General features: G+C 53.2%; 11 protein-coding genes. 4 read left to right on the top strand and 7 right to left on the bottom strand.

What is annotated here, in order from left to right:
- Positions 1-6: 6 nt before the first annotated feature.
- The 3 genes from QWY20_RS13460 to QWY20_RS13470 form a co-directional block, all read right to left on the bottom strand.
- Positions 7-2,625, bottom strand: coding sequence for a family 16 glycosylhydrolase (locus tag QWY20_RS13460; protein ID WP_330129530.1), 2,619 nt, complete (start codon positions 2,623-2,625; stop codon positions 7-9).
- 194 nt (positions 2,626-2,819) lie between these two features.
- Positions 2,820-5,333, bottom strand: a complete 2,514-nt coding sequence (locus QWY20_RS13465; protein ID WP_330129531.1) for a glycoside hydrolase family 3 protein — start codon at positions 5,331-5,333, stop codon at positions 2,820-2,822.
- A gap of 57 nt (positions 5,334-5,390) precedes the next feature.
- Positions 5,391-6,650: a sugar MFS transporter gene (locus QWY20_RS13470; RefSeq protein ID WP_330129532.1), complete on the bottom strand. Its 1,260-nt coding sequence runs from the start codon at positions 6,648-6,650 to the stop codon at positions 5,391-5,393.
- 224 nt (positions 6,651-6,874) lie between these two features.
- On the opposite strand from QWY20_RS13470, the gene QWY20_RS13475 reads away from it, so the two are divergent.
- The 3 genes from QWY20_RS13475 to QWY20_RS13485 are packed head-to-tail and all read left to right on the top strand — an operon-like array spanning position 6,875 to position 10,670.
- Positions 6,875-8,239, top strand: coding sequence for a GH1 family beta-glucosidase (locus QWY20_RS13475; RefSeq protein ID WP_330129601.1), 1,365 nt, complete (start codon positions 6,875-6,877; stop codon positions 8,237-8,239).
- Between the two features lie 17 nt (positions 8,240-8,256).
- On the top strand, positions 8,257-9,600 hold the full coding sequence (locus tag QWY20_RS13480) for an MFS transporter (RefSeq protein WP_330129533.1): 1,344 nt from the start codon (positions 8,257-8,259) through the stop codon (positions 9,598-9,600).
- Between the two features lie 56 nt (positions 9,601-9,656).
- Positions 9,657-10,670, top strand: coding sequence for a LacI family DNA-binding transcriptional regulator (locus QWY20_RS13485; protein WP_330129534.1), 1,014 nt, complete (start codon positions 9,657-9,659; stop codon positions 10,668-10,670).
- Between the two features lie 185 nt (positions 10,671-10,855).
- Here the strand turns inward: QWY20_RS13485 and QWY20_RS13490 are convergent, their stop codons facing one another.
- The 3 genes from QWY20_RS13490 to QWY20_RS13500 form a co-directional block, all read right to left on the bottom strand.
- Positions 10,856-11,146: a type II toxin-antitoxin system RelE/ParE family toxin gene (locus tag QWY20_RS13490; protein WP_330129535.1), complete on the bottom strand. Its 291-nt coding sequence runs from the start codon at positions 11,144-11,146 to the stop codon at positions 10,856-10,858.
- Positions 11,139-11,360 (bottom strand): TA system antitoxin ParD family protein, encoded by a 222-nt coding sequence (locus tag QWY20_RS13495; protein ID WP_330129536.1) that lies wholly within the window; start codon positions 11,358-11,360, stop codon positions 11,139-11,141. The genes QWY20_RS13490 and QWY20_RS13495 overlap by 8 nt, the downstream gene beginning before the upstream one ends.
- A gap of 88 nt (positions 11,361-11,448) precedes the next feature.
- The gene (locus tag QWY20_RS13500) at positions 11,449-12,471 is read right to left on the bottom strand and encodes a GlxA family transcriptional regulator (RefSeq protein ID WP_330129537.1); all 1,023 of its coding nucleotides are present in this window, start codon (positions 12,469-12,471) and stop codon (positions 11,449-11,451) included.
- A 102-nt stretch (positions 12,472-12,573) separates the two neighbouring features.
- Between QWY20_RS13500 and QWY20_RS13505 the strand changes: the two genes are divergently transcribed.
- The gene (locus QWY20_RS13505; protein ID WP_330129538.1) at positions 12,574-12,747 is read left to right on the top strand and encodes a hypothetical protein; all 174 of its coding nucleotides are present in this window, start codon (positions 12,574-12,576) and stop codon (positions 12,745-12,747) included.
- 131 nt (positions 12,748-12,878) lie between these two features.
- Here QWY20_RS13505 and QWY20_RS13510 read toward each other — a convergent pair whose 3' ends face one another.
- Positions 12,879-13,484, bottom strand: a complete 606-nt coding sequence (locus QWY20_RS13510; RefSeq protein ID WP_330129539.1) for a class I SAM-dependent methyltransferase — start codon at positions 13,482-13,484, stop codon at positions 12,879-12,881.

Genomic DNA, 13,484 nt, shown 5'->3' on the forward strand with positions numbered 1-13,484 from the left:
TCTGTTTTAGTTGTTGGAGATTTCGACGTTGGCCATGCGATACACAGCGCCATCACCTTCACCCCAGGCCGGGAATACCATCAGTACATTGATGGCACTGATATCAAGGCCGGCATCAAACAGGCGCTGCAGCGGGAAGCTGTAGCGTTGCCACTCGCCGGCAACCGGGGTAGCACCACCTTCCGCTAAAGGCAGCTCAACCTCGGTAGCAGCGCCAACCGATTCAATCTTAAACAGCCAGGGAGCAGCCGGGTTGTTCGGCAGCTCAACAATTTTCAAATCGAAACTTACCGCCCCATTGGCTAGCAGTGCGGTCGCATCAAAAGAGACGCCTTCATTGGCCAGGAAACCCATCACGGTGGGTTGGCTGCCAATCACAAACTGAGCACTCGGGCCTTTGTCATCGTCCATTTCTACCGTTGGGGTAGAACCACCACAGCAGTCCCAGATGGACCAGTCTGCATTGACTGTGTTGCCAAACAGCACCAGGTTATTGCCAGCCGCATTGGGGTTGTATATACGTACCTTGTTCATGCGATAGACAGCACCGTCACCGGTACCCCAGGCAGGAAAGGCCATGATCACATCAATGGCGCTCAGATCCAGGCCGGCATCGGACAATGCCTGCAGGCTGAAGGTATAGGTTTGCCACTCACCGGTGACTGGATTTTGGCCTGCGTTGCCAGACGCCAGCGGCAGCTCAACTTCCGTGGCGGTATTATCAGACTCGATTTTAAACAACCAGGTGGCATCCGGGTTGGAGGGGGCATTCACCACTTTCAGATCGAATTGCACCACCCCTTCATGCAGCAAGGCTGAGGCATCGAACGGGGTGCCACCGCCCAGCGGGGCGCGGCCAATAAAACCCATCACTGTGGGAGCCGCACCAATCTGGAACTCAGCAACCAGGCCTTGTTCATCATCCATGACTTCAATCGGGGTGCTACCACCACAGCAGTCCCACATCGGCCAATCCAGATTTTGTTCGTTGTCGAAGATCACCAGTTCAGGGAAGCTCTGGTCAGCACCGCTGATTTCAACATTGTCCAGCAGGTAGACAGCACCTTCGCCGGCGCCCCAGGCCGGAAACACCATAATCACATCAATGGCACTTGGATCCAGGCCCATATCGGCCAGCATTTGCAGTGGGAAGGTATAGGTTTGCCACTGGCCACTTACCGGCAGCATGCCCTCGACACTGGCATTCAGTGGTAGCTCGGCAAAGGTGGTATTTTCATTGCTTTCTACCTTAAACAACCAGGCCGCATCCGGGTTATTGGGCATGGAAACCACTTTCATATCGAAGCGGATCGCGCCTGTCTCCAGAATCGGAGACGCATCAAAAGCTGCCGGGCTGCTGGTAAAGGCAGAGCGGCTGATAAAGCCATTCACAGTCGGGGAAGCCCCTACTAAGAACTCGTAGACATTGCCACGCTCGTCATCCTCAACCAGTTGTGGCGTTGAGCCGCCACAGCAATCCCAGGCCGGCCAGCTAGGGTTGGTGGTACCATTGGCAAAAATGGTCAGATTTTGCGGGATGCCGGTCGATGGTGGCGATGGGATAGGGGCCATACCTGTGACCAGGGTATTTTCATCTTTGTAGCCAGCGCGCACGGTAGCGCAGCCTTTGCCCGTTGTGGGGTTGGAGGCGCACTGGTACACCCGTACATAGTCGATTTCAAATACCTGACCATCGGCAAAGACATCGGCATCAATGCCGCCATTATTGACGTTTTCCGGCCAGTTGCCACCCACCGCCAGGTTCAGGATCAGGTGAAAGCGCTGATCAAAAGGCGCATTGTTGTACTGGGTTTCAAGTGCACCGGTGATTTGGTTGTAGTACTCGGCAAACCAGCCGCGGTGGCGTAACCCGACCACTTCACCACGGCTGTTAAAGCGCAGTTGCGAAGCCATCTGGGTTTGGTACAGATAACCATCGACGTACCAGCGAATTTCACCTTCTTCCCACTCAATGGCATAGGTATGAAAACCATCGGCCGGGTTGGCGCCATTGGGCAGGGTGTATTCTTTGCCGGAGGAGACATTGTTTGGCCAATCACGGCCATAGTGCAGGGTACCATGCACCCGCGATTCGATATTGCCCTCTTCATCCGCTACTTTCAGATTGACGGCTTCAACAATATCGATTTCGCCTGACTTGGGCCAGCCACCATAGACCGAGTCGGTTGGCATCATCCAGATTGCCGGCCAGCTGCCCTGGCCATAGGGCATTTTGGCCCGAACTTCAATGCGGCCATAGCGCCAGTCACCCTGATTCTTGGTATTCAAGCGAGCGGATGTGTAGGGCTTGGTTGCACCTTCTTCAGCCGGTAAGGCAACAATTTTCAGGGTGCCATCGGAGACAAAGGCATTGTCCGGGCTGTCGGTATAGCATTGCTGCTCTTCATTACCACCACCCCGACAATCCACCTCGAAGGTCCACTTGCGCAAATCAATGCTGTTGCCTTCAAACTCGTCGCTCCATACCAGCTGCCAGTCGCTGACCGGCTCGGTTGGATCGACAGCAGTAAAATCTGAGTTGGTGTTTACATCCCCGTCGCAACCGATCAGGCCGCATACCACAAGGGCGGCCGAGAGCTGCTTGAATCTTGTTGTTGTAATCATAACTTGAGTTCCTGGTTTTGTTGCTATACCTGTCATAAGCAATCGTGACACAAGCCAAAATGTAAGCGCTTACATTAAACTTAGTGTAATTTTTGACCAAGGTCAATGCAGTGCCGGTTAAAAATTGCAAAAGTTACAAATTTAAAAACAGTGCTCATGTAAAAAAAAGATGTACAACATGAGCACTCATCATGTTAAGGGCAGCTAATGCTGTCCGCTGTCTGCTGCTGGGCGACAATGCGCACATCAGCCAGACTAAGCGTTAGGGCACCTTCTGTTTCCAGATACATCGCAGAAAATACTTGCTGCAGCGACAACCCCTGTTGTTGCAGGCATTGCAGCGGCACAGCCAGCTGGGTCCATTCGCCTTCCGCGACTTGAGCCAGTTCTTTTGCGATATTGACTGCGCCCTGGCAGTCGGCGTTGCAATGCATGCCCAGCCAGACTTCGTCCGGCACCGCGCCCTGACGCTTCAGTTCGACCACCAACTGGCTGTTGGCTTCGCCATAGCCGCGTAAATCCCGTGGGAAGGCACTGATAAAGCTAAAACGCGCCATCTGACCTCCGGCAAACACAAAGCGGCGGGCATCTTCCTGTACCAGTCGGTCGAAGGTACGGCTGTACAGGCCCGGCAGTTCCTGTACACTGCTGGTGACGGCAGTGCTCTGCTCACCGCTATGAAGAAACAGCTGCCATGGGCTGCGCGGGGCGCGCTCGAACACCACCAGATCGCTCAGGGCTTCATCCTGGGTCACTTCAACCGGCAGTTGGTCGCTGAGTATCTCGGCATCGCCGTAACGCAGGCCAAAACCATAGGGCAGCAGTGGCTGGTAATCGGCATCAAAGCGATTGACTACGGCTTGTTGTGGCGTAGCAGGCCAGGAGAAGGTCAAACGGCCATGAAAGTCATGTTGCACAGCGCCGTTGGCATCGCGCAGAATCACATCTGCTACCCCTTCGCCCTCACTGCCTGGCAGCCAGATAGCGACAAAGGCATCAGAGGCATTCAGCTCCGGGTTGACCCACATCGGCCGACCACTGATAAAGAGGGATACCACTGGAATGCCTTCAGCTTTTAACTGCTGCAGCAGTGCCAGGTCGGTCTTGTTGCCACGCTGGAACTCGAGGTTGTCGATATCGCCATTGCCTTCGGCGTAAGGCTCTTCGCCAAATACCACAATGGCAACATCCGGTCGTTGTTGATAGCTGCCATCTGCGCTGAGCTCAACCGAGCCACCGGCTGCTTCGACCTGACGGGCGATGCCGCCGTAGATGGAGGTACCGCCGGGGAAGTCGGCATTGGTGTTGCCGGTACCTTGCCAGCTGATGGTCCAGCCACCGGATTGCTGGCCGATATTATCGGCGCCAGGGCCGGTTACCAGTAAATGCTGACGCGGATCCAGTGGCAGCAACTGGTTTTGGTTTTTCAGCAGTACCAGCGACTGACGCACGGCTTCACGGGCAACTTCCCGATGCTCAGCAGCGCCAATCAGCTCCAGCCGACCTGCCAGTGGACGATTGGCCGGGCTTGGTTTATCAAACAGGCCAGCCCGCTTTTTCACCCGCAAAATGCGGCGCACGGCATCATCAACCCGGCTCATTGGGATCACGCCGCTTTCTACCTGCTCGATCAGGTTGTAGTACAGCGGTTTCCAGGCATCGGTCGGTACCATGAAAATATCCAGCCCGGCGAGTGCAGCTTGCGGGCAGTCGGCGTTGGTGCAACCTGGAATTTGGCCATGACCATTCCAGTCACCCACCACCAGACCATCAAAACCCATTCGCTCTTTTAACACCTGGGTCAGCAGGTAATGATCGCCATGGATTTTTTTGCCATTCCAGCTGTTAAAGGTCGCCATTACTGTCTGAGCTCCGGCCGATAAACCGCCGACATAGCCCTGGGCATGAATATCAAACAGCTCCTGCTCGGAGACTTCAGCATCCCCCTGATCAATGCCATTGGTGGTGCCACCATCGCCAACAAAGTGTTTCACGGTGCTGATCACCCGGCGATCGCTCAGGAAATCCGCGTCAGCGGCGCCTTGCAATCCTCTTACAATAGCCGCTGAATAACTGCGTACAATGTCCGGATCTTCCGAGTAGCTTTCGTAGGTACGGCCCCAGCGTGGATCCCGGGCTACCGCAACGGTGGGAGCAAACACCCAATCGATGCCTGTGGCCATCACTTCGCGGGCAGTAACTTCGGCAATGCGTTCAATCAAGGCCGGATTCTTAGCCGAGCCAAGACCGATGTTGTGCGGAAAAATCGTGGCGCCAATCACATTATTGTGGCCATGCACCGCATCGGTGCCCCACATGGTCGGGATGCTGATGCCATTGATGGAGTCATCCATCGAAGCCTGGTACATGGCTTCGGCCAGCGCTATCCAGTCTTGCGGAGTGGCGTATTTGTCGTCATTTGGGAAGGCGCCACCGCCATTTAAAAAGGAACCAAACCCATAGGTGCGCATGTCTTCGACAGTAATGTCGCGAATTTCCGGCTGGATCATCTGGGCAATTTTTTGTGGTAGCGTCATTTGCGCCAGCAGTGCATCAATGGCTTGCTCCATTGCAGGATCCTGGGCCACCGGGCTCTGAATCACCGGCCAGATGCTAACATCGCCTTGCTGCGCTGGGGCCGTATCGTCACTGGGTTGCTGCTGGCTGCAGCCGGTCAGCGCCAGCAGGCTGGCCGTTACTAGTGCCATCGGTATTCTCCGCATCCGGCCAGTGGTGTCATTTGGCAGAAAAGTCATTGAAACTCCTTAGGGTTGCTCTGCAGTCGATTGAGGTATACAGCCTTTTAAGCCGTAATAGGCGATGTAGATATAGCATAGCAGTGGCAGCAAAAATGCCTGTTGTACGCCAAAGCTGTCGGCCAGCACCCCTTGCAGCAAGGGCAGCACGGCACCACCGACAATGGCAAGACACAAAATGCCGGAACCCTGACTGGTGTGCTGCTTCAGACCATGGATCGCCAGGCTGAAAATAGTGGGGAACATAATGGAGTTGCACAGGCCAACCAGCAACAAGGACCACATGGCCAGCTTGCCTTCGCTTAGAATGGTGATGGCCAGCAACAGCACGGCACATACCGCATTAAACGCCAGTGCTTTACCGGCATTGATCTTTTGCATGGCTGCCGCGCCAATAAAACGGCCCAGCATAGCGCCGCCGAAGTACCAGGCGATGTAATGCGCTGCCTGCGCTTCGGTCATGCCACCAATGTGTGGCATCGATAAGTAACTCACCAGGAAGCTGCCGATACCCACTTCGGCGCCGACATAGACAAAAATACCCACGGCACCCAGCACCAGATGACGGTACTGCCAGGCCGAGCCTTGTAAGTGCATTGGGTTGCTGCGGTCTTTCTGACCGAGCTTTGGGAGCTTGATCCAGGCAAAAACAATGGCCAGTACGATTAAAGCAGCAGCCAGCAATAGATAAGGCAGTTGTACTGACGTCGGTGATACCTGCGCATCGGCAGACACATCCATGCCGGAGAAAATCAACCAGGCACCAAAAAATGGTGCCACGGTTGTGCCGAGTGAATTAAACGCCTGCGTCATGGTGAGACGGGATGAGGCGGTTTCAGGCTTGCCAAGCACGCTGACGTAAGGGTTGGCCGCTACCTGCAAAATGGTGATACCTGATGCCAGCACAAAGAGTGCGAACAAGAACAGGCCATACACCTGAATCGAAGCCGCCGGGTAAAACAATAAACAGCCAGCACCGGCGACCAACAGGCCGGTGACAATACCGGATTGATAGCCAATGCGTCCGACCAGCATACCGGCTGGCACCGAGACTACAAAGTAGGCACCGAAGAAGCAAAACTGCACCAGCATGGCCTGGGTATAGCTCAAGTCAAACAGCAGCTGCAGATAAGGGATCAGAATATCATTCAGGCAGGTAATAAAGCCCCAGATAAAAAATAACGATGTCAGTGACGTCAGTGCAAAGCGCAAATTACCTGGCTGCTTTGCCGGTTCAGCCTCGGTAACCATTACTGGTGCTGTGGCCATATGTTCCCCCTGTTTTGTGTTGTTATGCACCAGCAGCGGCTGTGCGCCCTGAGGTGAGTTGTTGGTTACCTGATGCTGCTTAAATGACCATCAAAGCATTTGACGCTGACCAAGTGACCGACTAGACTAAATGTAAGCGCTTTCATTTATAGCATAACTCAGGCTGATGGCAATATTTTTTGTCGATTTTTTTGCCAGCCACCAAAGAGACCAACCAACAGATGATGAAAAAAATCACCTTAGCTGAATCATCGCAACTGCTTGATCCAGAATTTATTTTTGGGGTTGCTACTGCCGCTTTCCAGATTGAGGGGGGCGCTGATAGCCGGCTGCCTACCATTTGGGATACCTTTTGTGCTCAACCTGGTCGGATCAAGGATGGCTCCGATGGCCTGGTGGCCTGTGACCATCTCCATCGCTGGCAAGACGACATCGAATTGATCGCAAGTTTAGGTGTCGATGCCTACCGTTTTTCGGTGTCCTGGGCCCGGGTGCTGCACGCCGATGGCTCGGTAAATCATCAGGGCATGAATTTCTATCTGCAGCTGCTGGATGCCTTGCAGGCGCGCAATATCAAAGCCTTTGTGACGCTGTATCACTGGGATTTACCGGAGCATATTCAGCAGCAGGGGGGCTGGCTGAACCGCGAAACGGCCTGGCTGTTTCAGGATTATGCCGATAAGGTCAGCCGGGCATTCGGTGATAAAGTGTATTCTTACGCCACCTTAAACGAACCTTTTTGCAGTGCGTATCTGGGCTATGAAGCCGGCATTCATGCCCCTGGCGTGCAGAACCGGCGACAGGGGCGCCAGGTGGCGCATCATTTATTGTTGGCGCATGGGTTGGCAATGCAGGTGCTGCAGCGCAATTGCCCATCGGCACAAAATGGCATTGTCGTGAACCTCAGCCCTTGTTATCCGGCATCGGACAGCGAGGCCGATAAGCGCGCCGCCGCCATGGCCGATGCCTACCACAACCATTGGTATCTTAAGCCCTTGCTGCAAGGGTGTTATCCGGCTTTGTTGGATGAGCTGCCCGAGACGGAGCAGCCGGATACAGAGCCAGGCGATCTGGCACTGATTGCCCAGCCGTTGGATTTCCTGGGGATCAACTATTACACCCGTACCGTGTTCGAAGCGACCGCTACAGGCTGGTTTCGCGATGTGAAGCCGACAGCGCCGCCACTGACCGATATGGGCTGGGAAATTTACCCGCAGGGTTTGACCGAGATCCTTTGTGGCTTGCAGCAGCACTATACCATGCCGCCGGTGTACATTACTGAGAATGGTGCGGCCATGGTGGATACCCTGCAAGATGGTAGTGGGCAAGATGGCCGGGTGCAGGATGAGGCGCGGATCGCTTATTTCCAGCAGCATTTGCTGGCGGTGGAAAAAGCGATGACGCAAGGCGTCCAGGTGGCCGGTTATTTTGCCTGGAGCCTGATGGACAACTTTGAGTGGGCCGAAGGCTACGTCAAGCGGTTTGGTATTGTTTATGTTGATTACCCAACCCAGCAACGGATCATCAAAGACAGTGGTCTGGCGCTGCAGCAGCTGTTCAGGTATAAACAACAACGCGCAATGCGATAAGCCGGTAAGGGCAGGGTATGCTAACAAAAAAAGAAAAAGTGGCTTATGGCCTGGGTGATACCGCCAGCAACATTATCTTTCAGACAGTGATGTTGTTTCTGACCTTTTTTTACACCGATATTTTCGGCATTTCGCCGGCCATCGTTGGCAGCATGTTTTTGCTGGTGCGCATTATCGATGCAGTGACCGATCCTTTGATGGGCGCACTGGCCGATCGCACCAACAGCCGGCATGGTCAGTACCGGCCTTACTTGCTGTGGCTGGCGCTGCCTTTTGCCTTTGTCAGTGTGCTGGCCTTTACCACACCGGATTTCAGCGAGCAGGGCAAGGTGATCTATGCCTTTATCAGCTACACCTTGCTGATGCTGGTTTATACCGCCATTAATATTCCTTATTCGGCGCTTGGCGGCGTGCTGACCAGCGATCCGGATGAACGGGTTTCAGTGCAGTCTTATCGTTTTGTGTTTGGCATGCTGGGCGGCTTGCTGGTGACTGCCTGTACTATTCCGATGGTGAACTGGCTGGGGCAGGGCGATGCCGCCCGCGGCTATCAGCTAACCATGCTGCTAATGAGCATTTTAGGTTTGGTGCTGTTTTTGCTCTGTTTCTTTGGTACCAAAGAGCGGGTGCAGCCACCCAAAGACCAACAACTGAAGTTCTTCAGCAGTTTAGGCCAGCTGTGGCAAAACGAAGCCTGGCGGGTACTTTGTGTGGCTGCGGTGCTGTTGCTGACCGGCATGGTGCTGCGCAACACCTTAGCGATTTATTACGTCAAGTATTACCTGGGACGGGAAGACTGGATCACCTGGTTTATGACGCTCGGCATGGTCGGCAATATTCTTGGCTGCGCTAGTGCGCAGTTTGTCAGCCAGCACATCGATAAAGTGCGGGCCTATATTGGCCTGCAGTGCATTGCTGCGCTGATTTGTTTGCTCAGCTTCTTTGTAGGGGCTGAGCAGTGGATGCTGGCCTTTGGTTTGTACTTCGGCTGGTGCTTCTTTTTGCAGATGGCAACGCCTATGTTATGGGCTAAGATGGCCGATACGGTCGATTATGGCCACTGGAAAACCGGTACCCGCATCACCGGCCTGGTGTACTCATCCATTATCTTTTTCATTAAGTTAGGCCTGGCTCTGGGTGGTGCTTTTGCCGGCTGGTTGCTGGCTTTTTATAAGTACCAACCGAACGTGGTGCAGACTTTGGAGACGCAGCAGGGCATTTTATGGTCCTTTACCATTTGGCCGGCCATTGCTTCCTTGCTGGTAGCTGCCGTGATGAGTCGTTACATCCTGACCCGTCAGCGGGTAAAAGAGGTGGCGGACGATTTGCAGCAGCGCCAGGCGGGGACTGGTTCAGTTTGAACCGGGCATGGTAAGCTAGCTCTCAGTGCTTAGTACAAGGATTCTCAGGACCACAGATGGCAACCATTTACGAAGTCTCGAAACTGGCCGGTGTCTCTTTAGCCACGGTGTCCAGGGTGATGAACAAGAATACGCCGGTGCGGGAGTCAACCCGTAAAAAAGTGGAAGCAGCCATGGCCGAGCTTGGCTATCGGCCAAACTCCATCGCCCAGTCGCTGGCGTCCAGCCGCTCCAACAGCATTGGCATTTTGGTGTCCGAGCTGCATGGTCCTTTTTATGGCGCCATGATCAGCAGCATTGAGGCGGAGTTTCGCACCGCGGGTAAGCACGTGATTATCGCCGCTGGTCACAGTGAAGAAGCCACCGAACGCGATGGCATTGAGTTCTTAATCAGCCGCAATTGCGATGCATTGATTTTGCACGTCGAAGCTGTGTCCGATGACTACCTGGTGCAGCTTAGTAAACAAGACATTCCTTTTGTGCTGATCAACCGCCAGGTACCGGCGATTGAAGGGCACTGCATCAGCCTGAACAACAAGCTGGGTGGCTATCTGGCGACCCAGGTTTTGCTTAAGCAAGGCCATCGTGAGTTGGGTTACATCTCTGGCCCTTTGTGGAAAGCCGATGCCCAGGATCGCTACCGCGGCCACAAACTGGCGCTGCAGGAAGCCGGCATTGACTGGGATGAGCGTCGTTTGTTTGAAGGTGACTTCCATGAAAGTGGCGGCAGCGATGGCATCAAGTACTTGCTGGGGCAAGGACTGGCTTTTACCGGCCTGATTTGCGCCAACGATGAAATGGCCTCCGGCGCCATGACTGAAGCGCGCGAGCAGGGGCTTAGTATTCCACAGCAGTTATCGATTATTGGTTTTGATAACGTGATGCTCAGTCATTATACCTACCCCAAGCTCACCACCATCGATTATCCGATCGCCGCCATGGGTCAAATGGCCGCCCGCTGGGTGTTAAAACATATTTATCAGCAGCAGTCGCTGCAGCTGCAATTGGTGTTTGAACCTAAGGTAATTGAGCGGGATTCTTGTGTTAGCCAGTCAAGCACGGCACGCTGAGACCCGTGTTGGTTTTTCCTCTCTGTTGATCATCGGTCTTGGCCTGACCGGGCACCATCGCTGTCCGGCGTGGTATTTCCCATTCTGGTGCTTTCGTTTCTTGGTGAGCTGACCTTTGCGCTATGGCTGATTGTGAAAGGGCTGGATGCTCAGAAATGGCGGCAGGTCGAAGGAGAGGCTGCGACCTAGTAAATCGATTTGATATCCCGATAGAAGTTTTCATGGCTACCCAGTGCTATCAGTTCAAGTGTGACTGTGCCATCCTGGTAGCTGTAGCCCAGCAGAGTCAGTTGTTTCACCATGATGAACTTATAAACCCGAAGAAAGGATAAGTCGCCTTTTTTCTGTTCACCTAAAAGCGGATTCTCGATAAGTGCTTTAACGGCACGATCGAGATCCGCTTTTTGGTTTTGATGCAGCTTTTTAACGGTTTTTTTGAATGATGGTGTTTGAAGAACCTGCGTAATCTTAACCAAAGTTGTAGGCCTCCAGTTTACCGGCTTCTTTTTCAGCTTTGGCGATAATGGCTTGTCGAACAAATTCATAGGGTAAATCTGGATTGTCTTCCATCATTTCACCGATCTTAGCCCAATGCTCAATCTGCTTGGGGGTAGTGCGGTTCAATGCTTTGGCCATTATCGCTGCTTTCTCGATAAGTTCTTGGTCAAGACGTATGCTGGCAGTGGACATCATGAATTCCTTGTAGAGTTTTCAATGATTGTAGCGTAATGCCACAATAGTAGCAATTTGCATCATGATGAGTGCCGGGCTGATTAGTTTAGTCGAGATTTTGCGGACAACAGCTCCAGTTCGGTTCAAGCAGAAACTTCTGCCGGTACTGGCTTGGCGTCAGCTCCGTATACTGCAGAAATAACTTTCGGAACGAGCTCACATCTTCGTACCCAACTTGCAGCACCACCTGTTCAATAGGCATCCGGCTGGTTTCCAGCAGGCGCTTCGCCTGCTCAATGCGCAAACGCTGCAAGTAATTCAACGGTGTGTCCTTAAGCTCCGCTTTAAAGCGGCGCAGCAAGGTACGCTTGGTCAGATGCAGCTGGTCTGCCAGCTGCTGCAATGAAAAGGGCTCGGCCAAATTGGCCAGCAAATAGCGCCGGGCTTGTTTCATCAGCGGATCCAACGCTGGATTAGCGGGTAGCAGGTCTGCATCCATGTAAGGCAGTTGCGAGCTGCGGTTGGGATCGGTCAGCATCAGTTTTGCCATCTGGCGGGCAAATTGCTCTCCGGCCAGTTTTTCGGTCAGGGCCAGGCATAAATTGTGGTGCGAGGTGGTGGCACCAGCGGTCAGCAGTTGCTGATCCATCACCAGCACTTTATTCAGCTGCAGATGCACCTGTGGGAACATGCTTTGAAACACATCTTTAAAAAACCAACTGCTGGTGGCCTGTCTATGATCGAGTAAACCACTGCCAGCCAGAGCATAAGTGCCGGTACAGCTGGCGGCAAGGATAGCTCCCTGTTCCAGCAAAGCCGGCAGCTTCGGATAGTAACAGCTGGATTGCTCGACCAGTTGTTGCAGGCCTTTGGCATCGTACGCATAACCCGGTGTAAAAACAGCGGCATCGGCCTGGCTCCAGTCATGGGGCTGCACGGCTAGTTGCAGGCCATGGTGCAGTTGCAGTGGTTTCGCGTCGGGGCTGACCACATAGGCATGAAACAGCTGTTGCTGGCTTTCGGGCTGCAAAAAGCGCCAGAGTGCATTGCTAAACTCAAAATAATCCAGCAAGGTCAGCACATCGCTGGCGATGCTATTGGGGTGGGCGAGAATCGCGATGGTTTTCATTGCTTGTCACTATCGGCCTTATTTTTATCAATAGTGACACTGCTTTTTCAATTGTGCAAGTTTTACACTGAGCTCCGTATTCATTGTGACTGTGGAGCAACCATGAACAACCAACATCGTGCCCTGATAAGTTTGCTGTTACTTGCGCTCAGCTGGTCGGCCATTTTTTGGATCAACTTTACCGCCAGCTTGCCTATCGCAACCCAGCTGGTTGCCTTGCCGGTGCTGTTATTAACCACCGCCTTGCCGGCTGCGCGTGCATTTTCTTATGATTAAAGCATGTAGTGAGTTGCAGGATTATTTAACCGATGGTTCTTGAGTCAGTTTTCGGCCAGCTAAAGAAGAGCTTCCTTGCCGAAAGCTAAAGTAAAATCACAACCAGAGTTTTTCATTCAGATCCAACTGTTTCAGGATTTAACGGCAACAACCTGACTTACGGCAGCTAAACCGGTATGTCCGGTCCCTTCGATCACGTGGCGCTCACAGGCCTCTAAATGTGATATCGCCAGACCAGCCAGTTGCTCATCCAGCATACAGGGGCTATACAGCATCTTGATATCCTGAGGACCACCGGTTTTAAAGCGTAACTGCTCAGGCCGGTAAAACTCGCCTATAAAAAGCCCACCAGGCCGCAGTGCCGTTTTAATTTGCGCAAATACCCGATCTCGGATGATTTCTGGTAGATGCATAAAAATTGCGGCGATAAGATCCCATTTGTCCTCACCAAGCATATAGTCTGCCAAATCAGCATGCTGCCAGTTAACTTTTACACCCGCTTTGTCTGCAAGTTTGCTACCTTTATCCAGTGCCACCACAGAGATATCGACGGCGGTAACGTTATGGCCTAATTGCGCCAGATACACAGCATTTCGCCCTTCCCCTTCCGCTAAACACAGGATGTGAGAGTTCGGTTTTATTCTCGCTACCTGGCTGACCAAAAAATCATTCGGTTTTTCTCCATACACATAGTCTTCCTGAGCATAACGCTCATCCCAAAACGTAGAACCAGACAT

The organism is Alkalimonas cellulosilytica (genome assembly GCF_036325985.1).
Classification (GTDB): Bacteria; Pseudomonadota; Gammaproteobacteria; order Enterobacterales; family Alteromonadaceae; genus Alkalimonas; species Alkalimonas cellulosilytica.

Bases quoted from the DNA above. Each gene is read 5' to 3' on its own strand.
- QWY20_RS13460 (WP_330129530.1), bottom strand. From the start codon at position 2,625: ATGATTACAACAACAAGATTCAAGCAGCTCTCGGCCGCCCTTGTGGTA.
- QWY20_RS13465 (WP_330129531.1), bottom strand. From the start codon at position 5,333: ATGGCACTAGTAACGGCCAGCCTGCTGGCGCTGACCGGCTGCAGCCAG.
- QWY20_RS13470 (WP_330129532.1), bottom strand. From the start codon at position 6,650: ATGGCCACAGCACCAGTAATGGTTACCGAGGCTGAACCGGCAAAGCAG.
- QWY20_RS13475 (WP_330129601.1), top strand. From the start codon at position 6,875: ATGAAAAAAATCACCTTAGCTGAATCATCGCAACTGCTTGATCCAGAA.
- QWY20_RS13480 (WP_330129533.1), top strand. From the start codon at position 8,257: ATGCTAACAAAAAAAGAAAAAGTGGCTTATGGCCTGGGTGATACCGCC.
- QWY20_RS13485 (WP_330129534.1), top strand. From the start codon at position 9,657: ATGGCAACCATTTACGAAGTCTCGAAACTGGCCGGTGTCTCTTTAGCC.
- QWY20_RS13495 (WP_330129536.1), bottom strand. From the start codon at position 11,360: ATGTCCACTGCCAGCATACGTCTTGACCAAGAACTTATCGAGAAAGCA.
- QWY20_RS13500 (WP_330129537.1), bottom strand. From the start codon at position 12,471: ATGAAAACCATCGCGATTCTCGCCCACCCCAATAGCATCGCCAGCGAT.
- QWY20_RS13505 (WP_330129538.1), top strand. From the start codon at position 12,574: ATGAACAACCAACATCGTGCCCTGATAAGTTTGCTGTTACTTGCGCTC.
- QWY20_RS13510 (WP_330129539.1), bottom strand. From the start codon at position 13,484: ATGTCTGGTTCTACGTTTTGGGATGAGCGTTATGCTCAGGAAGACTAT.